Origin of the sequence: Nocardioides sp. CER19, from assembly GCF_029846275.1 — a bacterium.
In the GTDB taxonomy this organism is placed as follows: domain Bacteria; phylum Actinomycetota; class Actinomycetes; order Propionibacteriales; family Nocardioidaceae; genus Nocardioides.
In genome coordinates this window covers 1,048,181-1,072,596 of the sequence record NZ_JARVWS010000001.1, presented here as the reverse complement: position 1 = coordinate 1,072,596, position 24,416 = coordinate 1,048,181, and the positions used below count along the sequence as shown (strand labels likewise).

The following is a 24,416-nucleotide window of genomic DNA, read 5'->3' as shown; positions in this document are numbered from 1 at the left end:
TCGATACGCCCTCGCTCGTTCCTCGCGAGGGCTACTCGACCAGCGAAGTCGTCGGTCGAGTAGCGAGCGCCAGCGAGCGTATCGAGACCCGTCGCGAGACCTACAGCGACAGCCGAGCCCGTACGACGGCCGCGAGCCGGTCGGCGACAGCGGTCGCGTGGTCGACGGTCGGCGCCTCGACCATCACGCGGACGAGCGGCTCGGTGCCTGACGGTCGCAGCAGCACCCGCCCGGCGTCACCGAGCGAGGTCTCCTCGGCGGCGACCGCGGCGAGGAGCTCGGCGTCGTCGCAGCGGTTCTTGTCGACGCCCGGGACGTTGACCAGCACCTGCGGGAAGCGGGTGACGACCGACGCGAGCGACTCCAGGGACTGCCCGGTCACCATCATCCGGTGGGCGACCTGCAGGGCGGTGAGGATGCCGTCGCCAGTGGTCGCGAACTCGCTCATGATCACGTGACCGGACTGCTCCCCGCCGAGCGAGAACCCACCGGCACGCATCTCCTCGAGCACGTAGCGGTCGCCGACGGCCGTGGTCCGCAGCTCGATGCCCGCAGCCGCCATCGCCTGCCGGAGCCCGAGGTTGCTCATGACGGTGGCGACCAGGGTCGAGGCGGTCAGCCGGCCGGCGTCGCGCATGGCGAGCGCGAGGACCGCCATGATCTGGTCCCCGTCGACGAGGCTGCCCAAGGCGTCGACGGCCAGGCAGCGGTCGGCGTCGCCGTCGAACGCGAAGCCGGCGTCGGCGTCGTGCTCGAGGACCGCCTTCTGGAGCTGCTCGGGGTGCGTGGACCCGCAGCCGTCGTTGATGTCGTCGCCGCTCGGCGTGTTGTTGATCGCGATGACCGTCGCGCCGAGCTTCTCGAAGGCGCGCGGACCCGCGACGGAGGCCGCGCCCTGGGCGCAGTCGAGCACGACCGTGAGGCCGGACAGCGATCCGACGCCAGAGCCGGGCTCGAGCGTGGTGGCCAGGTGGGCGGCGTACTCCTCGACGGCGGTCGAGCGGAAGCTGATGCGTCCCACCGCGGCGCCGGTCGGCCGCTCGAACGCCTCGCCGAGACGCGACTCGATGGCGTCCTCGAGCGCGTCGTCGAGCTTGTGCCCACCGCGCGCCAGGAACTTGATGCCGTTGTCCGGCATCGGGTTGTGCGAGGCGGTGATGACGACGCCGAGGTCCGCGCCGAGCTCACCGGTGAGGTAGGCGATGCCGGGCGTCGGGATCACGCCGAGGTCGACGACGTCGACGCCGGCGGAGGCGAGGCCCGCCGCGACGGCGGCCTCGAGGAAGTGACCCGAGATGCGGGGGTCGCGGCCGACCACGGCGAAGGGACGGTGCCCCTCGAACTGGCCGGTGTCGGCGAGCACCCGAGCTGCTGAAACGGCGAGGTCCAGGGCCAGCGAAGCGGTGAGCGTCTCACCGTTCGCCAGGCCCCGGACCCCGTCCGTGCCGAAAAGGCGAGCCATGCAGGCCGAAGATCAGCGCTTGCTGAACTGCGAGGCCTTGCGGGCCTTCTTGAGACCGGCCTTCTTGCGCTCCACGACGCGGGCGTCGCGGGTGAGCAGGCCGGCCTTCTTCAGGGTCGGGCGGTTGGCCTCGACGTCGACCGCGTTCAGCGCGCGGGCCACGCCCAGGCGCAGCGCACCGGCCTGGCCGGTGATGCCGCCGCCGTGGATGCGGGCGATGACGTCGAAGCGGCCCTCGAGCTGCAGCGCCGCGAAGGGCTCGGCAGCGACCTGGCGGTGCAGCGCGTTCGGGAAGTACTCCTCGAGCGCACGGCCGTTGATGGTCCACACGCCGGTGCCCGGCACGATGCGGACGCGGGCGACGGCCTCCTTGCGGCGACCGGTGGCGCCGGCCGGCGCGATGGTCGCCGGGCGGGCCGGGGTGTCGGCGGACGGGGCGCTCTCAGAGGTGTAAGCGACGCCCTGCTCGTCGGTCGTGAAGGTCTCCTCGACCTCAGCGTTGTTCTCAGACACGAAAAGTTCCTTATGCCTCGGCGATTACTGGGAGATCTGCTTGATCTCGAACGGGACGGCCTTCTGAGCCTGGTGGGGGTGCGTCGGGCCGGAGTAGACCTTGAGCTTCTTCAGCATCTGCCGACCGAGCTTGTTCTTCGGGAGCATGCCCCACACGGCCTTCTCGATCGCCTTGCGAGCGTCCGAGTCGAGGACCTCGCCGATCGGGGTGGCCGTCAGACCGCCCGGGTAACCGGAGTGGCGGTACGCGAACTTGGTGGTCCGCTTGGTGCCGGAGAGGGAGACCTTCTCGGCGTTGATGACGATGACGAAGTCACCGGTGTCGGCGTTGGGGGCGAAGATCGCCTTGTGCTTGCCGCGGAGCAGGTTCGCGACCTGAACCGACAGACGGCCGAGACGGACGTCGGTCGCGTCGATCACGTGCCAGGCGCGCTCGATGTCGCCCGGCTTCGGAGCATAGGTGCCCACGATGTGCCTCATTCGTTCGTTGGTCCTCCCCGACGGCTGCCGGGGAGGTGGTGCGTCTCGTGGCTTCTGACGAACACGGCCCGGCTCAGCAAGCTGTCCGGGACTGCCCCTCGACCGTGGGTGGCCGGGGAGCGGCAGGAGTCACGACCGAACAAGGCTACGGTCCGCCGTACGACCGGTCAAAACGGCGGATGCCGCCTGGGTCCTCTCAGTTGACGGGCACCGGCTTACCCGATGCAAACCGTGGCGGCTAACGTGAGGGCGTGACAGATTCTCTCACCGTCCGCGACAACCGCACCGGACAGGAGTACGACGTACCGATCGTCGACGGCACCATCAAGGCCGCCGACATCGGCAAGATCAAGGCCGGCGAGGACCAGCCGGGCCTGGCCGTGTACGACCCCGGGTTCGTCAACACCGCCTCCTGCCGGAGCTCGGTCACCTACATCGACGGTGACAAGGGCGTCCTGGAGTACCGCGGCTACCCGATCGAGCAGCTGGCCGAGCAGTCGAACTTCCTCGAGGTCGCCTACCTGCTCGTGCACGGGTCGCTCCCGTCGAAGGACGAGTACGACCAGTGGGTGCACAACATCACCTACCACACGTTCGTCCACGAGAACGTCAAGGGCTTCATGGAGGGCTTCCGCTACGACGCGCACCCGATGGGGATGCTGATGGCGTCGGTGGGGGCCCTCTCGACGTTCTACCCCGAGTCGCGCAACATCAGCGACGCCGACAACCGGACGATCCAGATCATCCGCATGATCGCGAAGATGCCGACCCTCGGCGCCTGGTCCTTCCGGCACGCGCAGGGCAAGCCCTACGTCTACCCGGACAACGAGCTGTCCTACACGGAGAACTTCCTCTCCATGCTCTTCAAGATGAGCGAGCCGAAGTACGCCGCCGACGAGCGCATCGTCAAGGCGCTCGACACGCTCTTCATCCTGCACGCCGACCACGAGCAGAACGCCTCGGCCAACGCGGTCCGCTCCGTCGGCTCGACGCAGGTCGACCCCTACTCGGCGGTCGCGGCCGGCGTCGGGGCGCTCTACGGCCCGCTGCACGGCGGCGCCAACGAGTCGGTGCTCCGGATGCTGCGCCGCATCGGCTCGAAGTCCGAGATCCCCGCCTTCATCGAGGGCGTGAAGAACGGCGACGAGCGCCTGATGGGCTTCGGTCACCGGGTCTACAAGAACTACGACCCGCGCGCCAAGATCATCAAGAAGGCCTGCGACGACGTCTTCGAGGTCACCGGGGTCAACCCGCTCCTCGAGGTCGCCCAGGAGCTGGAGAAGATCGCGCTCGAGGACGAGTACTTCGTCAAGCGCAAGCTCTACCCCAACGTGGACTTCTACTCCGGCCTCATCTACGAGGCGCTGCAGTTCCCGCCGGAGATGTTCACCGTGCTCTTCGCCATCGGCCGCACCCCGGGCTGGCTCGCGCAGTGGCTCGAGCTCACCCAGGACAAGGAGCAGAAGATCGCCCGCCCCAAGCAGATCTACACGGGCGCCCGCGAGCTCACCTACACCCCGGCCTCGCAGCGCTGGGCCTGACCTCCTTCATCGAGACCCGGGTTCTCGCCCGTCGAGACCCGGATTGCTGCCCCCACGAGGGCGGCGATCCGGATCTCGAGGGGCGCGAACCCGGGTCTCGACGCGTTCAGAGGACCGAGGACCGCAGGTCGCGCTTGAGGATCTTCCCGGTCGGGTTGCGCGGCAGCGCGTCGAGGACGACCACCGAGCTCGGGCACTTGTAGCGCGCCAGCCGCTCGCGGCAGAACTCGATGATGTCGGACCCGGTGGCGGCCAGGTCCGGCTTGAGGGCGACGTAGGCCCGTACCGTCTCGCCCCACCGCTCGTCGGGGACGCCGACCACCGCGCACTCGAGCACGGCCGGGTGCTCGGCCAGGACGCGCTCGACCTCGGGCGAGTAGATGTTCTCGCCGCCGCTGATGATCATGTCCTTGAGCCGGTCCTCCACGTAGACGAAGCCGTCCGCGTCGATCCGCCCGATGTCACCCGTCCGGAACCAGCCGTCCTCGGTGAGCACCTTCGCGGTCTCCTCGGGCCGTCCGAGGAAGCCCTTCATGACCTGCTCGGAGCGAAGCCAGATCTCACCCGGCTCCCCCGTCGGAGCGTCCTCGAGGGTCACCGTGTCGACGATGCGGACCTCCATGCCCGGGATCGCCCGCCCGGCGCTCAGCAGCCGCTCCGGGTGCCCCTCGGCCTCGGCCTGACGGTGCTCGTCGGGCAACAGGTGGGTGGCGACGCCGCACACCTCGGTGAGCCCGTAGACCTGCATGAGGTCCATGTCCGGCCAGGTCTTCATCGCGGCGCGCAGCAGCGGCGGCGGCATCGGCGAGGCGCCGTAGGTGAAGCTCTTGAGCTTGCCGAACATGTCGATCCCCTGCTGGCCCGACTGGATGACCTGGGCCAGCACGGCGGGCACCAGGAACATCCGGTTCGCGCCCTGCATGATCGCCGTCGCGAGCGAGAGGCCGTCCGGCTCGCGCGTCATGATGCTGGGGATGCCGTCGTGCAGCCCGAAGAGGACGTACGACGACCCGCCGACGTGGAAGAGCGGCATCGCGACCAGGTTCTTGTCGCCGGGCTCGAACTCCCAGCCGTCGTGGGAGGCGATCGTGTGCCGGACGAAGTTGCGGTGCGTCAGCATGACGCCCTTCGGCCGCCCGGTCGTCCCGCTGGAGTAGAGCACCAGACAGGTGTCGTCAGGCGTGACGGCGGGGTCGCGGTCGACCGGCACCGACGCGGCCAGCCAGGTCTCGTAGGGGTCGCCCTCGGCCCCGTCGACGGTCACCTCGAGGACCGCCTCGACCTTCGGCAGCTCGCCGCGGATCGCCTCGATCGCCGGCATCAGCTCGCTGCCGACGACCAGGACGGTGGCGCCGCAGTCGTTGAGCGTGAACCCGACCTCCTCGCCCGCGAGTCGCCAGTTGACGACCGCGTTGGCGGCACCGAGCAGGCCGGCGCCCAGGCTGAGCTCCACGCAGGCCGGGTGGTTCTTGTCGAGGAAGGCCACCACGTCGCCCCGCCCGACGCCGAGGTCGCGCAGGCCGCCGGCCACTCGCCGTACGCGGTCGTCGAACTGCGCCCAGGTCCAGGTCCGCTGGCCGTAGGTGAGGCAGTCTCCGTCCGGGTTGACGCTCGCCCAGTGGGCGAGCCGGTCGTCGACGAACTGTGGTTCGGGGGCTGTCATGGCGCGAGTGTGGCCCACCTCACACGGACGTCGCAAGGTCCTCACCTCGAGCGACCGCACCTCCCGTGAGAAGAGGGCCGCGACCTCGACCACGAACAGGACCCCGGCGACGACGAGCAGCCAGTTGCGGAAGCCGACGGCCTCAGCGACCGGTCCGGTGAGCGCCAGGCCGATGGGGCGTGCCACGAACGAGCCGACGATGTCGAACGAGTAGACGCGCGAGAGCTTGTCCTCAGGCACGTTCTGCTGGATCGAGAGGTCCCAGAAGACCGAGAAGATCGACAGCCCGAAGCCGTGCAGGAAGGCTCCGGCCCAGATGACCGGCGGCTGGTCCGACAGCGCCATGGCCAGCGGGAAGAGGGACGTCATCGTCAGCAGGATCGCTCCCGCGAAGAGCGCCCGGCGCGGCCGCCAGCGCAGGCAGACCAGGCCGCCGACGACGAAGCCCGCCATCATGCAGCCGAGCGCGGCCCCCCAGGCGCTGCGGCTGATGCCGTCGCCGACGACGACGGGCCCGAGCACGCCCTGAGCGCCGCCGTAGAACAGGTGGTAGACGAGTGCTTGGACGATGAGGAACCACAGCCACGTGTGGCGGAAGACCTCGCGGGCGCCGTCGCCGAGGTCGCTCAGCATCGACGCTCGGGGACCGTCGGGCCTCGTGTGGGCGATCCGCAGCCGGGAGAAGCAGAGCGCGGCGAAGGCGAACGTGGCGGCGTCGACCAGCACCGCCCAGCCCGTGCCGACACCGGCGACCAGAACACCGCCGACGACGGCGCCGACGACCATGGCGAGCTGCTGCGCGAGCGGCCGGAGCGCGACCGCGGCCGGGAGGTCCTCCGGCGGCACCGTCAGCCGGGTCATCGCCTGCGAGGACGGCTGGTTGAGCGCGGAGAGGACACCGGTCAGCATTCCCAGCACCGTCAGCAGCGGGATGGTGGCGACGCCGCCGATGAGGGTCAGCGCCAGGCCGACCTGCACGACCGCGCTCGCTGCTGCCGACCCCTCCATCATCAGCTTGCGCGACACCCGGTCGCCCAGCACGCCACCGAGCAGCGTCGTGACGACCTCGGCTCCCGCGAACGCCGCCTCGACGATGCCGAGCTCCGACGCGGAGCCGCCGAGGTCGAGCACGGCGAACGCGAGGGCGACCGGCGTGATCGCGTTGCCGAGCGCGCTGACGGCGGCGCCGGCGACGAGCAGGCGGAAGTTGCGGTGGCGCAGGGGCCCCGGCCGGCGTGCCGCCGTGGTGGTCGCGCTGATGGACACGGAGGCAAGTTAGTTCGTCAGCGAAAGGTTCGTCAACGAATTATCTCTAGGATGGGGGCATGGCACCCGAGCGCGACGACTGGGCGGACCGGCACGTCGCCCGCTGGCGCGACCACTGGATCGACGTCGCGTTCGACGACGACGTCGAGGCGATCATCGTGCGGATCAGCCGGATCGTGCGCTACTTCCGGAAGTCCAAGCAGGAGGCTGTCGAGGCGGCGGGGCTGCAGGAGTCCGAGTACGACACCCTCCACCTGCTGCTGATCCGCGACACCCCGGGACAGGCCACGCCGTCCGACCTCGCCGAGGACCTCGGCATCAGCAACGCCGGCATGACCGGGCGGCTGGACTCCCTCGAGCGGGCCGGCTGGATCCAGCGACGTACGTCGGCCGAGGACCGTCGCCGCGTGCAGGTCGAGGCGACCAAGGCCGGCGTCGAGGTGTGGCGCCGGGCGATGGACCTGCGGGGCCGCGCGGAGGACGAGCTCATCGGCGAGCTCTCCACCCAGGAGCGCACCGAGCTCGCCCGCCTGCTCAAGAAGCTCACCCTCCGTCTCGAGGAGTGACACTCTTCCCGGGCACCTAGAGAGGTCTCAGCGTGGTCACAGGGTCGCCGGGCACAGTGAAGGCATGACCAACGAGCCCGAGCAGCCGGCCGGCGCCTCCGAGCCGACGCAGCAGTTCACGCAGCCGTACCCCACCTCCTCCGGGGCCGGCGGCTACCCCGGCCCCTCAGGGCCGCCCCCCTCGGGCAACCCCTGGTTCTTCGGAGACCAGACGACGACCGCTCCGGTCAGCGAGCCCACTCCCCGCCGGCGCGGGCGTGCCGGCCTGATCGGTGGCCTCGCGGCGCTGGCGCTGGTCGTCGGCGGCGGTGCCGGCTACGGCGGCGCGGCGCTCTGGAACAACACCCACGACGACTCGTCGACGTCGAGCATCTTCTCCGGCTCCGGCAGCTCGGGCACCTCGACCAAGGCGACCGCCCCCTCGGGCAGCGTGCAGGCGGTGGCCCAGTCGGTGCTCCCCTCGGTCGTCAAGATCGAGGTCGCCGGCTCCCAGGAGTCCGGCTCGGGCTCCGGCATCATCCTCACCAGCGACGGCACCATCCTGACCAACAACCACGTGGTCGAGGTCGCCGGCCAGAGCGGCAAGATCCGGGTCGACTTCAACGACGGCACCTCGGCCGACGCGAAGATCGTCGGCACCGACCCGCTCACCGACACCGCGATCATCAAGGCGCAGAACGTCTCGAACCTGAAGGCCGCGTCGATCGGCAACTCGAACGACCTCGCGGTCGGTCAGAGCGTCGTCGCGATCGGCTCGCCGTTCGGCCTCGACTCGACCGTGACCTCGGGCATCGTGAGTGCGCTCAACCGTCCGGTCAACGTCGGCAGCGACAGCTCCAACAACGCGACCGTCTACCCGGCCATCCAGACCGACGCGGCGATCAACCCCGGCAACTCCGGTGGCCCGCTGGTCGACATGAGCGGCAAGGTCGTCGGCATCAACGCCTCGATCCGGAGCACCACCGACACGTCGTCGGGCGAGGCCGGCTCCATCGGCCTCGGCTTCGCGATCCCGATGGACGAGGTCAAGCCCGTCATCGAGCAGATGATCAAGGGCGAGACCCCGACCCACGCCCGCCTCGGCATCACGGTCCAGGACGTCGGCGCATCGCAGCAGAGCCAGCAGCAGCAGCCGGACCAGGGCAGCCCGTTCGACCCGTTCGGCCAGCAGCAACAGCAGCAGCAGCCGGACCAGGGCAGCACCTCGCCGTTCACCACCAACGGCGCCGAGGTCCGCGAGGTCGGCAGCGGCTCGACGGCCCAGAAGGCCGGCATCAAGGCCGGCGACATCATCACCAAGGTCGACGACCAGCTGATCGTGGGCTCCGACTCCCTGGTCGCGACCGTCCGCTCCTACCGCCCCGGCGACAAGGTGTCCGTCACCTACACCCGCGACGGCAAGACGCACACCGTCCACGTCACCCTCGACTCCGACGAGGGCTCGACCAAGTCCTAGAAGCTTTCTGTCCCCTCCTTGGATGGGCGTGACCCCGCGGCTTCCCGTGACCCCCGGGCCGCGGGGTCCCGCTCGTCACAGGTGCTTCTGGAACTCGCCCAGGCGCTCGGTCGGCACGAAGCCGACAGCCTCGTTGACCGCGATCATGTGGACGTTCGACGCGGCGTTGTAGGTCGACACGCTGGTCACCCGCGGGAAGCGCGCCTGCAGCAGGCGGAGGTTCGCGACCTTCACCGCCAGGCCGAGACGGTGACCGCGGTCCTCACGGCGGACCAGCGTCCCCCACTGGTAGGCGATCGGATCGTCGGCGGCGACGTAGATCTGGGAGTACGCCGCCAGCCGGCCGTCGGGCCGAACCGCGACCGCGGCGACGCTCACCCGGCCCTGCGCGTGGGCCAGCCGCTCCTCCGCGCGGATCTCCTCGACGTCGGGCGTGACCTCCTCGTAGTCGAGGTCGCCCATCGGCGCCTCGGTCTCGAGACTCGCGACCACGTCGGCCCACTCGGCCACCAGCTCCTCAGGGACCGAGCCGGTCCAGGTGCGCAGCGTGTAGCCGTCGACCTCCGGCATCAACGCGGCGAGCGCGTCGTCGGCCACCGGCAGCGTCAACCGGCGCTGGACGTCGGAGAGCACGTTCGCGTAGCCGTGCGCCAGCATGAACGCCGACCGGCAGCCGACCGGCTCCTCGCTGTCCAGGACCCACGGCACCTCCGCGCCGAGGACCGAGCGGCCCTCCGCGACGGCCACCTGCTCCAGGTGCGCGAGCATCCGCGAGCCGTGGCCGCGTCGTGCGTGCTCGGGATAGGTCCACACCTCGAGCTCGGCCCGGTTGGTGTTGTCGACCAGGTGCAGATAGAGCCAGCCGCCGCCGACGACGGCGCCGTCGTCGAGCACCGCGTAGACGCGCTGCTCCGACCGCGGCAGCGGCACGCCCAGCATCGCGCGGATCTCGCGGCGCGAGAACGGCAGGGCCGTCGCCTCCCGGCCGTGCACGTGGGCGAGTCGGTAGACGTCGTACCACTCGTCGAAGAGCTGTGCGTCGGGCTCGACCCGGACGATCCCCATCAGCGCACCCGCTCCACGCGGCCCTCGTCCCAGACCGGCTCGGGTGCCTCATAGACGGTGCCGTCGGCCCCGTAGACGAGGAAGCGGTCGAAGTCGCGGGTGAACCAACGGTCGTGGGTGACCGCCAGGACGGTGCCCTCGAACGACCGGAGGCCGTCCTCGAGAGCCTCGGCCGACTGCACGTCGAGGTTGTCGGTCGGCTCGTCGAGCAGCAGCAGCGTCGCGCCCGAGAGCTCGAGCAGCAGGATCTGGAAGCGCGCCTGCTGGCCGCCGCTCAGCGACTCGAAGCGCTGCTCGGCGCTGGCCGACAGCTCGTAGCGGTCGAGCACGCGGCTCGCCTGCTCGCGGCCCATGCCCTCCCGGTGCTCGTCGCCGCGGTGGAGGATCTCGAGCAACGTCCGCCCGAGCAGCTCGGGGTGCTCGTGGGTCTGGACGAACCAGCCCGGGCGCACCCGGGCGCCGAGCTTCGCCATGCCGCGGTGCCGCACGGGCGCGATGTCGCCGTCGCCCACCGGCTCGTGCTCCTTGTCGGGTCGGCTCCCGCCGGCGGCGAGCAACCGGAGGAAGTGGGACTTGCCCGAGCCGTTGGAGCCGAGGACGGCCACCCGCTCGCCGTACCAGACCTCGAGGTCGAACGGCCTCATGAGACCGGTCAGCTCGAGCCCCTCGCAGACCACGGCCCGCTTGCCCGTGCGGCCGCCGGTCAGCCGCATGGTGACCTGCTGCTCGCGGGGCTGCTCGGTCGGCGGCCCGGCCTCCTCGAACTTCCGGAGCCGCGTCTGCGCGGCCTTGTACTGGCTGGCCAACCCGTCGTTGTAGGCGGCCTTCTGCTTGTACATCAGGACGAGCGCCTTGAGCTTGGCGTGCTCCTCGTCCCAGCGCCTGCGGAGCTCCTCGAAGCGGGCGAACCGGTCGCGGCGCGCCGCGTGATAGCTCGCGAAGCCACCGGGGTGGGTCCACACGAGGTTGCCGGCGTGGCCGAGCTCGACGGTGACCACGCGGGTGGCGGTGTTCGCGAGGAGCTCGCGGTCGTGGCTGATGTAGAGGATCGTCTTGGGCGACTCCCGGATCCGCTCCTCGAGCCAGATCTTGCCCGGTACGTCGAGGAAGTTGTCGGGCTCGTCGAGGAGGAGGACCTCGTCCGGGCCGCGCAGGAGGTACTCCAGGACGAGGCGCTTCTGCTCGCCGCCCGACAGCGTGCCGAGCGAGCGGTACCGCGCCCGGTCGTAGGGCAGCGCGAGGGCCGCCATCGTGCAGACGTCCCAGGTGACCTCGAGGTCGTAGCCGCCCGCGTCGGCGTACTCGGCGAGCGCCTCGGCGTAGCGCAGCTGCGTGCGCTCGTCGTCGTCGTCCATCAGCGCGAGCTCGCAGGCGTCGACGTCGGCGGACGCCGTCCGGATCCGGGCGGGGGCGACGCTCAGCAACAGCTCGCCCACCGTGGTCGCGCCCTCGCCGACCTTCTGCCGCATGACGCCGAGTCCGCCCGACCTCGTGACGACGCCCCCGGTCGGTACGACGTCGCCGGTGATGATCCGCAGCAGCGTGGTCTTGCCCGCGCCGTTGGCGCCGACCAGGGCGACCTTGGCGCCCTCGCCCACGCGGAAGGAGACGTCGTCGAGGAGCACCCGGCCGTCCGGCAGCTCGTAACGCACGTTCGCGACGTCGACATGTCCCACGAGGGGACATCCTCCCCCGCGAGCCCTCACCCGGCACCGGGTTTTCGCGCCCGCGTCCTTGTCCGCGCCGTCCAGGCGCCCTTTACTGTCAGCCGTGACCGACACCACGCCCGCCCTGGACCCCGCCCTCGATCCGGAGCTCGCCGCGCTGCTGGGCTTCCTTGCCGAGGCCGGCCACCCGCCGATGTGGCAGGAGACGCCCGCGGACGCGCGGGCCGGGTTCCGGACGCTGGCCGTCGACCTGCGCGACCCAGCCCTGCTGCCGGAGATGGCGACGGTGTCCGAGCTCGCGATCCCGGGACCGGCCGGCGACCTCCCGGCCCGCGTCTACCGGCCCCGGGCCGGCGACCTGCCGACCCTGGTGTTCTTCCACGGCGGCGGCTGGGTGATCGGCGACCTCGACACCCACGACCTCACCTGCCGCACGCTCGCCCGCGACTGCGACGCCGTCGTGGTCAGCGTCGACTACCGGCTGGCGCCGGAGCACCGGTTCCCCGCCGCCGTCGACGACGCCGAGGCCGCCACCCGCTGGGTGGCCGAACGGGCCGCCGACCCGTCCGCCGGGCTCGGTGGGACGCCTGTCGTCGCCGTGGGCGGTGACAGCGCCGGGGGCAACCTCGCTGCCGTCGTCGCGCAGACGCTCCGCGACGAGGGCACGACGCTCGCCGGCCAGCTGCTCATCTACCCCGCGACCGACGTGCTCACCGACCACCCGAGCCGCACCGAGAACGCCGAGGGGTACTTCCTCGACGCCCCGACCATGGCCTGGTTCCTCGAGCAGTACCTCGGCGACGCCGACCCCGCCGACCCCCGGCTCTCGCCCGCGCGCGGGGACGTCACCGGCGTCGCGCCTGCCGTGGTCGTGGTGGGGCAGTTCGACCCGCTGCGCGACGCCGGGGCGGCGTACGCGCGGCAGCTCGAGGGCGCGGGTGTCCCGGTCGAGCTGCGGACCTACCCGGGCCTGATCCACGGCTTCGTCGACATGGGCCGCTACTCGCGTGCCGCGCAGGCCGCCATCGAGGAGACCTGTGCCCTGTTCCGCACCGTCCTGCACGCCTGAGACCGGACACGGGGTCGTTCAGGGTGGACCCCTATGCACATTTCTCAGGCAGGTCGAGCAAACTGCTGCCCATGACCTCGATGTCGTGGATGCCCGCTCCGCTCCGGCGCGGCGTCCTCCGGTTGGCCATGCGCCGGCAGGCGTCACCGCTGCCGGACATCACCACGCTCAAGAAGGTGCCCGAGCACCTCACCTACCCGCTCCGCCGGCACGCGGTCGATCCCGTGCCGCAGCTGGCCGAGCAGCGGGCCCAGGACCCGGTCACGCTGCTGGGCAACGTGCTCGGGCTGGACATCTTCCTCGTCACCGGGCACGCCGAGTCCCGGCAGGTGCTCGCCGACGCGACGTCGTACTCGAACGACATGCGGCACCTGCTCGGCGCGCGCACCGGCGCGGAGGGCATCGGCGGCCTCGGGATGACCGACCCGCCCGACCACAGCCGCCTGCGCGGTCTGCTGACCCCCGAGTTCACGATGCGCCGGCTCCGCCGGCTGGACGAGATGATCGATCGGATCGTCTCCGACGCGCTCGACGAGATGGAGGCGAGCGGCCCGGTCGTCGACCTGGTGCAGCGCTTCGGCTTTGAGATCCCGTTCCGCGTGATCTGCGAGCTGCTCGGCATGCCCGAGGAGGTGCGCGACGAGTTCCACGGGCTCGGGGTCGCCCGCTTCGACGTGAGCAAGGGCGGCGCTGCGTCGTTCGGGGCCGCGACCGAGACCCGACGCTTCCTCATCGAGACCGTGCGCCAGCAGCGCACGGACCCCGGCGAGGGGCTCATCGGCGAGCTCATCCGCACCAAGGGCCACGAGTACGACGACGTGGAGCTGGGCGGGCTCGTCGACGGCGTCTTCCTGGGCGGCTACGAGACCTCCGCGTCGATGCTCTCGATGGGCACCTACGTGCTGCTGCGGCAGCCGAGCGCCTACACGGCCCTGCGCTCCGGTGACCGGGGGCAGGTCGACCTGGTCGTCGAGGAGCTGCTGCGCTACCTCTGCCCCGTGCAGATCGCGTTCCCGCGGTTCGCCCGCGAGGACCACGACCTGTTCGGCCATCACGTGAAGAAGGGCGCCGTCGTGATCGTGTCGCTCAACGGCGCGAATCGCGACCCCGCGGCCGTCCCCCACCCCGAGCAGTTCGACCTGCGCAACGCCGGCACCCAGCACCTGGCGTTCGGCCACGGCCTGCACCGCTGCGTCGGCGCCGAGCTGGCCCGGATGGAGCTGCGGGCCGCCCTCACGGGGCTCTCCGCGCGCTTCCCGGACCTTGCCATGGCCAGCGACGACATCTCCGAGCTCGGCTTCCGCGACCTGTCGATCGTCTACAGCCTCGACAGGCTGCCGGTCCGGCTCAGGCCCTGATCGTCTCGAGGACGCGGAACCCCTTCGCGCTGGCGAACCGGGTCGTCGGGTAGCCCTGCTCGGTCAGCCACCGCTGCAGGCTGTCGCCACCGAGGTTCTTGCCGACGACCATGACGGCCCGGCCGCCGGGGGCCAGTCGCGGCAGCCAGGTGAGCAGCAGCTCGTGCAGCGCCTGCTTGCCGATCCGGATCGGGGGGTTGCTCCAGATCTCGTCGTACTCGGGCGTCCCCTGGGCCAGAGCCTCCGCCGGCGTCGTCGCGCGGTAGTTCGTCAGCCCCAGGGACGCGGCGTTCTCGTTGGCGAGCAGCACGGCGCGCTCGTTGACGTCGACGCCGGTGACGAAGCCCTCCGCCGGTCCCGCCTGCCGTGCCCAGTGGTCGGCGATGGCCAGGCCGATGACGCCGTACCCGCAGCCCAGGTCGAGGATCCGGCCGGGCGCCGGCGGCTCGGTCTCGCGGAACAGCACGCTGGTGCCGATGTCGAGGCGGCCCTGGGCGAAGACGCCAGTGCCGCTCACCAGCTCCAGCTCGCGGCCCCACACGTCGGCGGTCAGCGGGATCCGCTCGAAGGGCACCGACGGGTCGGCGGTGAAGTAGTGCTCGTGCTCGTCAGTCATCGACGGCCTCCCGCTTGGCCCGGGTCTGCACGGCGCGCGCCTCGAGCTCGGCGTCGGGCGGGTAGCCGACCTCCTCGAGGGTGAGGCCGCGCGGCGACGCGGCGTGCACGGCCGAGGTCCGCACCGGCTGGCCGAGCACGTCGGTGGCCCAGCCGATCTCCTTGCGCCCCTCCCCGATCGCGACCAGGCAGCCGACGAGCGCGCGCACCATGCCGTGGCAGAACGCGTCGGCGACCACGCGGGCGACGGCCACCCCGGCCTCGTCGCGCTCCCACACCAGCGTCTGGATCGTCCGGATGGTCGTCGCGCCCTCGCGCGCCTTGCAGAACCCCGCGAAGTCGTGCAGGCCGACCAGGTCCGCGGCGGCGGCGTTCATCAGCGACAGATCGAGCGGACGCGGCCAGTGCAGCACGTGGTGGCGACGCAGCGGGTCGTACGCCGTCGGGGTGTCCGCGATCCGGTAGGCGTAGCGGCGCCACAGCGCCGAGAAGCGGGCGTCGAACCCGGCCGCCGCCGCCCGGGCGCGGTGGATGCGTACGTCGGCCGGCAGCATGCCGTTGAGGCGGCGTACCAGCGCCTCGAGCGGGGGCTGCGGGGAGCGACCCGCGCTGGCCCCGACCACACCCTCGTCGACGTCCACGTGGACGACCTGCCCGCGGGCGTGGACGCCGGTGTCCGTGCGGCCCGCGCAGGTCACCCGGAGCCGCTCGTCCTCCGGCAGCCGGAACGCGGTCGCCAGCGCCGTCTCGAGCTCGCCCTGGACGGTCCGCAGCCCCGGCTGGGCGGCCCAGCCGTGGAAGTCGGTGCCGTCGTAGGCGAGGTCGATCCGGATGCGCACGGCGGTCATCCTTCCACTCGGCGGGGTGCGTGCCCGCGGCGGCTGTTCGTCGAGGTATGCAGCCGAATGTGCACTTCCCGTGCGGAGCTCCCCGTGGGAGGTGACGGCTCGCCTGCATACCTCGATGAAGCATCAGCAGCACACCGGCACGCTTCGGGTACAAGTGGCCCATGGACGGCGTGCGGATCGGCACCTCGGGATGGACCTACGACCACTGGGCCGGGCGGTTCTACCCCGACGGGCTCGGGCGCGCCCGCTGGCGGGACTTCTACGCGGAGCGGTTCGACACCGTCGAGCTCAACGCGTCGTTCTACCGCTGGCCGGGGCTGCGACCCTTCCAGGGCTGGTCACGGTCGCTGCCCGACGGCTTCAGGATGTCGGTGAAGGCCTCGCGCTGGATCAGCCACGGTCGGCGTCTCAACGACCCCGACGGCGCTTGGGCGGAGCGGCTGGAGGCGGCGATGCGGGCGCTCGGCGACCGGGCCGGGGCAGTGCTCGTCCAGCTGCCGGGAGACTTCGAGCGCGACGACGACCGGCTCGACGCCTTCCTCGGCCGGATGCCGAGCGACCTCAAGGTGGCGATGGAGCTGCGCCACCCGTCCTGGGACGACGACGCGGTGGCCGCGCTGCTCGAGAAGCACCGGGCGGCGTACGTCGTCACCCACGGCACCGGTCTGCACACCGTCCTGCGGGCGACCGCCCCGTTCGTCTACTGCCGCTGGCACGGCCCGACCGACCGGCCGCTGTATGCGGGGAACTACTCCCCCGATGCGCTCCGGACGTGGGCCGAGCGGATCTCCGGCTGGCGGGACGAGGGGCGCGAGGTGTGGGGCTACTTCGACAACGACGGCTCCGGCTATGCGCCGGCCAACGCGCGCCAGCTGCTGGAGCTGCTGGGGTGAGTCACCGCGAGAGGCAACGAGGGCCCGCCACCTCGCGGTGACGGGCCCTCGTCGAAGAGGATCAGGCCTCAGGCCTGCTCTTCCTCGGTGGTCTCCTCGGCGGCGGGAGCCTCCTCGGCGGCAGCCTCGGTGGTCTCCTCGGCCGGAGCCTCGGTGGCGGTGTCCGCGGCCTCGGTCTCCTCGACCTCGGTCACCTCGGTGGTCTCCTCGGCGGGAGCCTCCTCGACGACCGGAGCGGCCTCGGCCGTCTTGTCGGCCTTCTTGTCGGCCTTCTTGCCGGCCGGCTTCGGCTGGTAGGCCTCGGTCACCAGCTCGATGACCGCCATGGGGGCGTTGTCGCCCTTGCGCGGCCCGAGCTTGGTGATGCGGGTGTAGCCGCCCGGACGCTCGGTGAACGTCTCGGCGATCTCGGTGAAGAGCTTGTGGACGACGCCCTTGTCGCGGATGGTCTTGAGGACCTCGCGACGGTTGTGCAGGTCGCCCTTCTTCGCCTTGGTGATCAGCTTCTCCGCGACGGGACGCAGCGTGCGCGCCTTGGCCTCGGTGGTGGTGATCCGGCCGTGCTCGAACAGCTGGGTGGCCAGGTTCGAGAGGATCAGCCGCTGGTGCGCGGGGCTGCCGCCGAGGCGGGCGCCCTTCTTGGGAGTAGGCATCTGCCTCTTCCTTTCTCTCCGGCCGTACTAGGTACCGGGGTAGACGGCCCGCCGGGTGCGGGCCGGTTTTGGTGACCGCTGGTCGAGCCTGTCGAGATCGTGATCTCGACAGGCTCCATCAACGAGTGATCAGTACTGCTCGTCCTCGACGAAGGCGTCGTCGTCATCGTCGCCGTAGGCGGCGAGGGCGGCCGACGGGTCGAAGCCCGGCGCGCTGTCCTTGAGGGACAGGCCCATCTCGTGCAGCTTCGCCTTGACCTCGTCGATCGACTTGGCGCCGAAGTTGCGGATGTCCAGCAGGTCCTGCTCCGAGCGGCTGATGAGCTCACCCACGGTGTGGATGCCCTCGCGCTTGAGGCAGTTGTAGGACCGGACGGTGAGCTGCAGGTCCTCGACCGGCAGGGCCAGGTCGGCGGCGAGCTGCTCGTCGACGGGCGACGGGCCGATGTCGATGCCCTCGGCCTCGACGTTGAGCTCACGGGCCAGGCCGAAGAGCTCGACCAGCGTCTTGCCGGCCGACGCGATGGCGTCGCGCGGCTTGATCGACGGCTTGGTCTCGACGTCGATGACGAGCTTGTCGAAGTCGGTGCGCTGCTCGACACGGGTCGCCTCGACCTTGTAGGAGACCTTCAGCACGGGGCTGTAGATCGAGTCGACCGGGATGCGGCCGATCTCGTTGTCGGCGCCCTTGTTCTGGACGGCGGAGACGTAGCCACGGCCACGCTCGACGACGAGCTCGAGCTCGATCTTGCCCTTGTCGGACAGGGTCGCGATCTTCAGGTCGGGGTTGTGCACCTCGACACCGGCCGGCGGCGCGATGTCGGCGGCGGTGACGTCACCGGCACCCGACTTGCGGAGGTACATGGTGACGGGCTCGTCGTGCTCCGAGGAGACGACCAGACCCTTCAGGTTGAGGATGACCTCGGTGACGTCCTCCTTGACGCCCTCGATGGTCGAGAACTCGTGGAGGACGCCGTCGATCTTGATGCTGGTGACCGCGGCACCGGGGATCGAGGACAGGAGCGTACGACGGAGGCTGTTCCCGAGCGTGTAGCCGAAGCCGGGCTCCAGGGGCTCGATGACGAACCGCGAGCGGAACTCGTCGACGGTCTCTTCCGACAGGGTGGGGCGCTGTGCGATGAGCACTGGTTCTTTCCTTTCCGGGCCTACCCGCTATATGACAGGCCCGAACTCCAGGGTGGTGACGGAAGTGGTTCGACCGGCACCCCGTTCCTTAGCTGGTCAGGGGTGCCGGCCGGGGATCACAGCTTCGAGTAGTACTCGACGATGAGCTGCTCCTGGACCGGGATGTCGATCTGGGCCCGGACGGGGAGCTGGTGCACGAAGATCCGCATGCGACCCGGGATGGCCTCGAGCCACGCGGGGACGACGCGCTCGCCGTGGGTCTCGCGAGCCACGATGAAGGGGGTCATCTCCAGCGACTTCTCGCGGACGTCGATGACGTCGTGCGCGGAGACCTGGTAGGACGGGATGTTGACCTTCTTGCCGTTCACCAGGAAGTGGCCGTGGACGACCAGCTGGCGGGCGTGACGGCGGGTCCGGGCGAAGCCGGCGCGGTAGACGACGTTGTCCAGGCGGCACTCGAGCAGCTGGAGCAGGTTGTCACCGGTCTTGCCGGGGCGACGGTGCGCCTCGGCGTAGTAGTTGGCGAACTGCTTCTCGAGGACGCCGTAGCTGAAGCGAGCCTTCTGCTTCTCACGGAGCTGCAGGAGGTACTCGGACTCCTTGATGCGACCGCGGCCGTGCTGACCGGGGGCGTAGGGGCGCTTCTCGAAGGCGGCGTCTCCGCCGACCAGGTCGACACCGAGACGGCGCGACTTGCGGGTCATGGGGCCGGTGTAGCGGGCCATGTTCTCTCAGTCTCTCTTTCAGTCTCGGATCGGGATCAAACGCGACGGCGCTTGGGCGGGCGGCAGCCGTTGTGCGGGGTCGGCGTGACGTCCTGGATGGTCCCGACCTCGAGGCCGATGGCGCCCAGCGAACGGATCGCGGTCTCGCGGCCCGAGCCCGGGCCCTTCACGAAGACGTCGATCTTCTTCATGCCGTGCTCCATCGCGCGCCGACCGGCGGCCTCGGCGGCCATCTGGGCGGCGAACGGGGTGGACTTGCGCGAGCCCTTGAAGCCGACGGTGCCGGCGCTGGCCCACGAGATCACCGCACCGGTCGGGTCGGTGATCGTGACGATCGTGTTGTTGAACGTGCTCTTGATGTGAGCCTCGCCCTGGGCGACGTTCTTCTTCTCCTTGCGGCGGACCTTGGTCTTCGCCGCAGCCTGACGGCTCTTGGGAGGCATTCAGTAACTCCTGTGTTGGCTGGTCTGTGTAGATCGAGTGGCGTGGGAGGGCCGGGTCAACGCGCGGATGCGCGCTGTGACGTGCGAGCAGAGCCCGCAGGGATCACTTGGCCTTCTTCTTGCCGGCGACGGTGCGCTTCGGGCCCTTGCGGGTGCGCGCGTTGGTCTTGGTGCGCTGGCCGCGGACCGGAAGGCCCATGCGGTGACGGCGACCCTGGTAGCTGCCGATCTCGATCTTGCGGCGGATGTCGCCCTGCACCTCACGACGAAGGTCACCCTCGATCGTCAGGTTGCGGGTCTCGATCTCCTTCGCGAGCTTGACCAGCTCGTCCTCGGAGAGCGCGTGGACGCGGGTGTTGGGGTCAACACCGGTCGCGGCCAGGAGCTGCTGCGAGGTGGTACGGCCGATGCCGTAGATGTAGGTGAGAGCGATCTCCACGCGCTTCTCGCGCGGAAGGTCGACACCAACGAGTCGTGCCATGGGAATTCCTTAGGTTCAGCAGGGGTGTCAGTCGACGTACGTCCCAGGTGGCGCCTGAGCTCCGGCCTCTGCTCCGGAGGTGGTTCCCCGCGGCGGACCGCGGGTAGTGCGTCGAGGTGGTTATGAAGTTGTGGCTGCGTTCAGCCCTGGCGCTGCTTGTGGCGCGGGTTCTCGCAGATGACCATGACGCGGCCGTGGCGACGGATCACCTTGCACTTGTCACAGATCGGCTTGACGCTGGGGTTGACCTTCATGGTCAGCCTCTTTTCTCGCTAGTCGGCTGTCACTTGTACCGGTAGACGATCCGACCCCGGGTGAGGTCGTACGGCGAGAGCTCCACCACCACGCGGTCCTCCGGGAGGATGCGGATGTAGTGCTGGCGCATCTTGCCGCTGATGTGGGCGAGAACCTTGTGCCCGTTGCTCAGCTCGACGCGGAACATGGCATTCGGCAGGGCCTCCACAACGGTGCCCTCGATCTCGATCACGCCTTCTTTCTTCGGCATGTCCTCACTAACTGCTCGGGTGTCGTCTACCGTTTCGTGCGCCGGCACCAGAGATCGCTCTGGGTGCCGGGTGGCCCGGGAACCTCTCACTGCACGTGAGTGGACCTCGTGAAGCCGTCCGACGCGCCTCTTCCCGGATGGTGCTCGGGCAGCCGCGAGGCGCGACACAACAGACCCACGTTGGGCCGACACGCCAGTCTAGGCGCTTGCCGAAGCGATCCGCTAATCGACAAGAAGGCGCAGGGTCTGCTCGCGGGCGGGCGCAGTTCCGGGCTCGACGCCGGCGTGGGCGCCGGCGACCGGGTTGACCATCACCTCGTCGACGTCGAACTCGGCAGCGAGGTCGGCGATCCGCTTCCGGGCGTACGCCGGGTCGCCGATCACCCACCGGTCGCGCATGGTCTGCAGCAGGCCGTGGTGGGCCTCGGCGACCGGGACGCGCTCGGCGTCCTCGACCAGCCGCTGGGCGGCCAGCGGCTGGCCGGTCCGGAGCGAGAGCATGGTGAGCAGCTGCGGCAGCGCCAGCCGGTCGGCCTCGTCGCCGCTCTCGGCGACCACCGCGTTGACCGTGAGGAACGTGCGCGGCTCCGACAGCTCCGGCGAGGGCTGGAACGTCGAGCGGTAGAGCTCGAGCGCCTCCCTCGTGCCGGACCCGGAGAAGTGGTGGGCGAACACGTAGGGCAGGCCCTTCTCGGCCGCCAGGCGCGCCGAGTAGTCCGACGAGCCGAGCAGCCAGATCGTCGGCACGCCGCTCGCGGCCGGCGTTGCGTGCAACGGGTGGCGTCGCCCGCCGACCGACACGGAGACGCCGCCGGCGTCCATCATGGCGAGCACGTTGTCGACGTACTCGGGGAAGCGGTTGACGGTCTCGTCGGCGTCGGCGGGGCCGCCGTGGCGCAGCGCCCAGGCGGTCACCTGGTCGGTGCCGGGAGCGCGGCCGATGCCGAGGTCGATCCGGCCGGGGAACGCCGCCTCGAGGATGGCGAACTGCTCCGCGACGACCAGCGGCGCGTGGTTGGGCAGCATCACGCCGCCCGAGCCGACCCGGATCCGGTCGGTGGCTCCGGCGAGCAGGCTGATGAGGACGGGCGGGTTGGTCGCCGCGACCGCCGGCATGTTGTGGTGCTCGGCCACCCAGAAGCGGGTGTAGCCGAGCTCGTCGGCGGCCTTCGCCAGCGAGACAGAGGCCGCGATCGCGTCGGCACTGGTCTGGTCGCTTCGGACGGGGACGAGGTCGAGGACGGAGAGCGCGGGGGTCACCATCGGTGAACCCTGCGCGACGCCGGGTTGTTCCAGCGCGAGGGAAGGATCACGTCCGCCGCAGCCGTCCGAGGAGCCGACGGATGCGGGCGTCGAGACGCCGCGCCCGCTCTTCCTCCAGCGCGCGCACCCTGCCCTGCAGCTGCTTGCGGGTCGCGCGCAGCTTCTCGTTCCTGTCGCGCGCGAGCCTGAACCGCTCGCGCACGGCCAGGAACTCCTGGTCGCGCTCCTGCAGCTGGCGCTGGACCTTCAGGATCTGGACGTGGCGCATCGCCGAGACCGTCCGGGCGTGGTCCGCCTCCTGCTCGACCTCGGCGAGCCGGGCGCGGAGCGCCTGGACGTCGCGGGTGTAGTGCCGCTGCGTGGTGAGGAGCGCCTCCTCGGCCGGCACGGGCTTCGCGGGAAGCTCCTCCCAGTGGAGGTCGGCGTCGGGTCGGGCACGGAAGGCCTCGTGGGCCGCCTCGAGAGCGGCCTCCTCCTCGTAGTACCCGGTCGGCGCCGGCCGCAGCACCCACCCGGTGACACGTCCACGCCGGCCGTCGACCAGCGTGCCCAGGGCCGAGCCCCGCATCGTCACGACGTGCCGCGGCAGGAGTCCCCACTCGTGCGGGAGCAGCTCGGTGGGCAGCGCGCGCTGCTCGACCTCCACCGCGGCGCCGAGCTCGGCGCACTTGGCGGCGCTCTCGCCGTGCTCGGCCACGTAGAGCACCCGGCAGGCCGGGTCGATCCCCCGGGCGAACGACACCAGGGCTGACGCCTGCTCGAGCGCCAGCTCGGTCGGCTGGCCGGCGGCCTCCCCGTCGCTTCCGAGCACGACGGTCACGTCGCCCACGGGCAGCGCGTCGTCGGCGGCCAGCGACCACGAGGCGGGCTCGACATCATGGAAGGCGACCCGCTCCTGGAGCAGCTCCTCGAACAGCGCTCGCACGGCGCGGTAGGACTCGACGTACGGCTCACGCAGGTGCTCCTCCGGCACCGGGAAGACGTCGACCCGCAGGTCGCCGTCGATCATGCCGCAGGAGATCGCCGCGGTGCTGGAGAAGGTCGCGAGCCGCTTCGGGACCACGCCGGACGCCAGGCCCTCGAGCTCGATCGGGTGGTCCAGCGGCCTGACCTCGACCAGCGTCTCGAGGGCACGCAGCTTCTCGGCCTGCTCGTCACGGTGCGGGACGTAGACGACCTCGGCCCCAGGGTGCAGCCGGCGCGTGAAGTGGACGGCCAGCGAGGTGAGCTCCGCGTCGACGCGCGCGTCGGTGAGGTGGAAGTGGAGGGGCGAACCGACGAAGAAGACCGTGTCCGACACCTGTGGCCCGTCCACGTGCAGCATGCGGGGCAGGACCGCCGGGTCGGCCGGCACCAGGGTGTCGATGGGCCGCAGCTGCGTGGTCAGCGGGTAGTGGCTGTAGAAGACCGCCGGGACCTCGGCGAACGCCTCGAACGCGCGGCGCAGGTCGGACGACCCGACCCGCCCGAGGACCTCGGGGACCAGGTTGCGGTCGCCGATGGGGCTGCTGAACGTGCCGACGCCCTCGTCGACGAGCACGAGGCTCTCGATCCGGTCGGCGTACTTCTCGACCAGGAACCACAGGTAGGGCAGGTGGAAGCCGCCGGAGACGATCCGGAGCGGCCGGTCCTCCTGGCCGGCCAGCAGCCGCTCGACGATCTCGTGGTCCTCGGCGACCGAGCTGTCCTCGCTGGTCAGCACGAACCGGCCGACGACCGGCTGGGCCGTGCCGAGCAGGTCGCACGTACGACGGATCCACGGGATGGTCCGCGGCGAGGCCGGTGCGTCCTGGGCGAGCAGGTGGTCGAGCTCGACGCCAGTGGCCTCGCAGTACTCCACGATGTGCATGACATGGAGCGCGGTGATCGCGAGGCCGATGGTGACGGGCCGGGCGTCCGGCGCCACCGTGGTCACTCGCGACCGCCGTAGGGCACGCCGAGCTCGGTGAGCTTGGCCCGGCCACCGTCGAGGGCGGTGAGCACCCAGGCGCCCTGCGGCGTGAGCGTGAAGGTGTGCTCGAAGTGGGCGGCCCAGCTGCCGTCGGTGGTGACGACCGTCCAGTCGTCGTCGAGTACGTCGGTCTGCTTGGTGCCGAGCGTGATCATCGGCTCCACGGCGAGGGCCAGGCCCTCGACCAGCTTGGGGCCCCTGCCCCGCCGGCCGTAGTTGGGCACGTCGGGGGCCTGGTGCATCTCGGAGCCGATGCCGTGGCCGGTGTACTCCTCGAGGATGCCGTAGCGCCCCGCTCCCCTGACGTGCCGCTCGACGGCGTGGGAGATGTCGCTGACCCGACCGCCGAGGCGCGCCGCGGCGATGCCACGCCACATCGCCTCCTCGGTGACGGCCATGAGCATCGTGAGGTCGTCGGAGACCGGCCCGATCGCGACCGTGATCGCGGAGTCGCCGTGCCAGCCGTCGACGATCGCGCCACAGTCGATGGAGACCAGGTCTCCCTCGGCGAGTACCCGGTCGCCCGGGATCCCGTGGACGACCTCGTCGTTGACCGACGTGCAGATCGAGGCAGGGAAGCCCTGGTAGCCCAGGAAGGACGGCGTCGCCCCGGACGAGCGGATGCAGTCCTCGGCGATCGCGTCCAGCTCGGCGGTGGTCACGCCGGCGCGGACCGACGTACGCAGCAGCTCGAGCGTGCGGCCGACGACGAGCCCCGCTCGACGCATGGCGTCGATCTGCTCGGCCGTCTTGATCTCGACGCGCTCGAACAAGCTCATCGAGGCTC

Annotated in this window: 24 protein-coding genes; 6 read left to right on the top strand and 18 right to left on the bottom strand. The window is 70.7% G+C overall.

What is annotated here, in order from left to right:
- Positions 1-100: 100 nt before the first annotated feature.
- The 3 genes from glmM to rplM are packed head-to-tail and all read right to left on the bottom strand — an operon-like array spanning position 101 to position 2,443.
- Positions 101-1,462, bottom strand: coding sequence for a phosphoglucosamine mutase (gene glmM, locus QDS12_RS05275; RefSeq protein WP_279877474.1), 1,362 nt, complete (start codon positions 1,460-1,462; stop codon positions 101-103).
- A gap of 12 nt (positions 1,463-1,474) precedes the next feature.
- Complete coding sequence (gene rpsI / locus QDS12_RS05270; protein WP_279877473.1) at positions 1,475-1,975, bottom strand: 30S ribosomal protein S9; 501 nt, start codon at positions 1,973-1,975, stop codon at positions 1,475-1,477.
- 24 nt (positions 1,976-1,999) lie between these two features.
- Positions 2,000-2,443 carry a 50S ribosomal protein L13 gene (rplM, locus tag QDS12_RS05265; protein ID WP_279877472.1) on the bottom strand — a complete coding sequence of 148 codons (444 nt, stop codon included), beginning with the start codon at positions 2,441-2,443 and terminating at the stop codon, positions 2,000-2,002.
- A 263-nt stretch (positions 2,444-2,706) separates the two neighbouring features.
- Here rplM and QDS12_RS05260 point away from each other — a divergent pair, with 263 nt between their 5' ends.
- Positions 2,707-3,996 carry a citrate synthase gene (locus tag QDS12_RS05260; protein ID WP_279877471.1) on the top strand — a complete coding sequence of 430 codons (1,290 nt, stop codon included), beginning with the start codon at positions 2,707-2,709 and terminating at the stop codon, positions 3,994-3,996.
- Between the two features lie 106 nt (positions 3,997-4,102).
- Here QDS12_RS05260 and QDS12_RS05255 read toward each other — a convergent pair whose 3' ends face one another.
- Entirely contained in the window at positions 4,103-6,925 is a 2,823-nt protein-coding gene (locus QDS12_RS05255) for a long-chain-fatty-acid--CoA ligase (protein WP_279877469.1), read from the bottom strand.
- Between the two features lie 59 nt (positions 6,926-6,984).
- Here QDS12_RS05255 and QDS12_RS05250 point away from each other — a divergent pair, with 59 nt between their 5' ends.
- A complete protein-coding gene (locus QDS12_RS05250; RefSeq protein ID WP_279877468.1) occupies positions 6,985-7,491 on the top strand; it encodes a MarR family transcriptional regulator in 507 nt (168 codons plus the stop codon).
- A 64-nt stretch (positions 7,492-7,555) separates the two neighbouring features.
- Positions 7,556-8,947 carry a trypsin-like peptidase domain-containing protein gene (locus QDS12_RS05245; protein WP_279877467.1) on the top strand — a complete coding sequence of 464 codons (1,392 nt, stop codon included), beginning with the start codon at positions 7,556-7,558 and terminating at the stop codon, positions 8,945-8,947.
- 75 nt (positions 8,948-9,022) lie between these two features.
- On the opposite strand, the gene QDS12_RS05240 is transcribed toward QDS12_RS05245, so the two are convergent.
- Complete coding sequence (locus QDS12_RS05240) at positions 9,023-10,012, bottom strand: GNAT family N-acetyltransferase (RefSeq protein WP_279877466.1); 990 nt, start codon at positions 10,010-10,012, stop codon at positions 9,023-9,025.
- Entirely contained in the window at positions 10,012-11,688 is a 1,677-nt protein-coding gene (locus QDS12_RS05235; protein WP_279877464.1) for an ATP-binding cassette domain-containing protein, read from the bottom strand. The genes QDS12_RS05240 and QDS12_RS05235 overlap by 1 nt, the downstream gene beginning before the upstream one ends.
- Before the next feature lie 94 nt (positions 11,689-11,782).
- Here QDS12_RS05235 and QDS12_RS05230 point away from each other — a divergent pair, with 94 nt between their 5' ends.
- Positions 11,783-12,748: an alpha/beta hydrolase gene (locus tag QDS12_RS05230; protein WP_279877463.1), complete on the top strand. Its 966-nt coding sequence runs from the start codon at positions 11,783-11,785 to the stop codon at positions 12,746-12,748.
- 71 nt (positions 12,749-12,819) lie between these two features.
- Positions 12,820-14,106, top strand: a complete 1,287-nt coding sequence (locus QDS12_RS05225; RefSeq protein ID WP_279877462.1) for a cytochrome P450 — start codon at positions 12,820-12,822, stop codon at positions 14,104-14,106.
- Here the strand turns inward: QDS12_RS05225 and QDS12_RS05220 are convergent.
- Together QDS12_RS05220 and truA are read right to left on the bottom strand one after the other, a co-directional pair.
- Complete coding sequence (locus QDS12_RS05220) at positions 14,096-14,722, bottom strand: methyltransferase (protein WP_279877461.1); 627 nt, start codon at positions 14,720-14,722, stop codon at positions 14,096-14,098. The genes QDS12_RS05225 and QDS12_RS05220 overlap by 11 nt on opposite strands.
- The gene (gene truA, locus QDS12_RS05215; protein WP_279877460.1) at positions 14,715-15,560 is read right to left on the bottom strand and encodes a tRNA pseudouridine(38-40) synthase TruA; all 846 of its coding nucleotides are present in this window, start codon (positions 15,558-15,560) and stop codon (positions 14,715-14,717) included. The genes QDS12_RS05220 and truA overlap by 8 nt, the downstream gene beginning before the upstream one ends.
- A gap of 170 nt (positions 15,561-15,730) precedes the next feature.
- On the opposite strand from truA, the gene QDS12_RS05210 reads away from it, so the two are divergent.
- Positions 15,731-16,462: a DUF72 domain-containing protein gene (locus tag QDS12_RS05210; RefSeq protein WP_279877459.1), complete on the top strand. Its 732-nt coding sequence runs from the start codon at positions 15,731-15,733 to the stop codon at positions 16,460-16,462.
- 68 nt (positions 16,463-16,530) lie between these two features.
- Here QDS12_RS05210 and rplQ read toward each other — a convergent pair whose 3' ends face one another.
- From rplQ to map, 10 genes are all read right to left on the bottom strand, one after another.
- The gene (rplQ, locus tag QDS12_RS05205) at positions 16,531-17,115 is read right to left on the bottom strand and encodes a 50S ribosomal protein L17 (protein ID WP_279877457.1); all 585 of its coding nucleotides are present in this window, start codon (positions 17,113-17,115) and stop codon (positions 16,531-16,533) included.
- 129 nt (positions 17,116-17,244) lie between these two features.
- Positions 17,245-18,261, bottom strand: a complete 1,017-nt coding sequence (locus QDS12_RS05200; protein WP_192679432.1) for a DNA-directed RNA polymerase subunit alpha — start codon at positions 18,259-18,261, stop codon at positions 17,245-17,247.
- Between the two features lie 116 nt (positions 18,262-18,377).
- On the bottom strand, positions 18,378-18,986 hold the full coding sequence (gene rpsD / locus QDS12_RS05195; RefSeq protein ID WP_279877456.1) for a 30S ribosomal protein S4: 609 nt from the start codon (positions 18,984-18,986) through the stop codon (positions 18,378-18,380).
- 35 nt (positions 18,987-19,021) lie between these two features.
- Entirely contained in the window at positions 19,022-19,429 is a 408-nt protein-coding gene (gene rpsK, locus QDS12_RS05190) for a 30S ribosomal protein S11 (protein WP_091125760.1), read from the bottom strand.
- A 103-nt stretch (positions 19,430-19,532) separates the two neighbouring features.
- Positions 19,533-19,910: a 30S ribosomal protein S13 gene (gene rpsM, locus QDS12_RS05185; protein WP_279877453.1), complete on the bottom strand. Its 378-nt coding sequence runs from the start codon at positions 19,908-19,910 to the stop codon at positions 19,533-19,535.
- 140 nt (positions 19,911-20,050) lie between these two features.
- Complete coding sequence (gene rpmJ, locus QDS12_RS05180; protein ID WP_004008316.1) at positions 20,051-20,164, bottom strand: 50S ribosomal protein L36; 114 nt, start codon at positions 20,162-20,164, stop codon at positions 20,051-20,053.
- Positions 20,165-20,193: 29 nt separating this feature from the next.
- Positions 20,194-20,415 carry a translation initiation factor IF-1 gene (gene infA / locus QDS12_RS05175; RefSeq protein WP_011757309.1) on the bottom strand — a complete coding sequence of 74 codons (222 nt, stop codon included), beginning with the start codon at positions 20,413-20,415 and terminating at the stop codon, positions 20,194-20,196.
- 222 nt (positions 20,416-20,637) lie between these two features.
- Positions 20,638-21,678 (bottom strand): LLM class flavin-dependent oxidoreductase, encoded by a 1,041-nt coding sequence (locus QDS12_RS05170; protein WP_279877435.1) that lies wholly within the window; start codon positions 21,676-21,678, stop codon positions 20,638-20,640.
- A gap of 46 nt (positions 21,679-21,724) precedes the next feature.
- Positions 21,725-23,593, bottom strand: a complete 1,869-nt coding sequence (locus QDS12_RS05165) for a hypothetical protein (RefSeq protein ID WP_279877432.1) — start codon at positions 23,591-23,593, stop codon at positions 21,725-21,727.
- The gene (gene map / locus QDS12_RS05160; RefSeq protein ID WP_279877429.1) at positions 23,590-24,408 is read right to left on the bottom strand and encodes a type I methionyl aminopeptidase; all 819 of its coding nucleotides are present in this window, start codon (positions 24,406-24,408) and stop codon (positions 23,590-23,592) included. Before map ends, QDS12_RS05165 begins: the two co-directional genes overlap by 4 nt.
- Positions 24,409-24,416 lie beyond the last annotated feature (8 nt).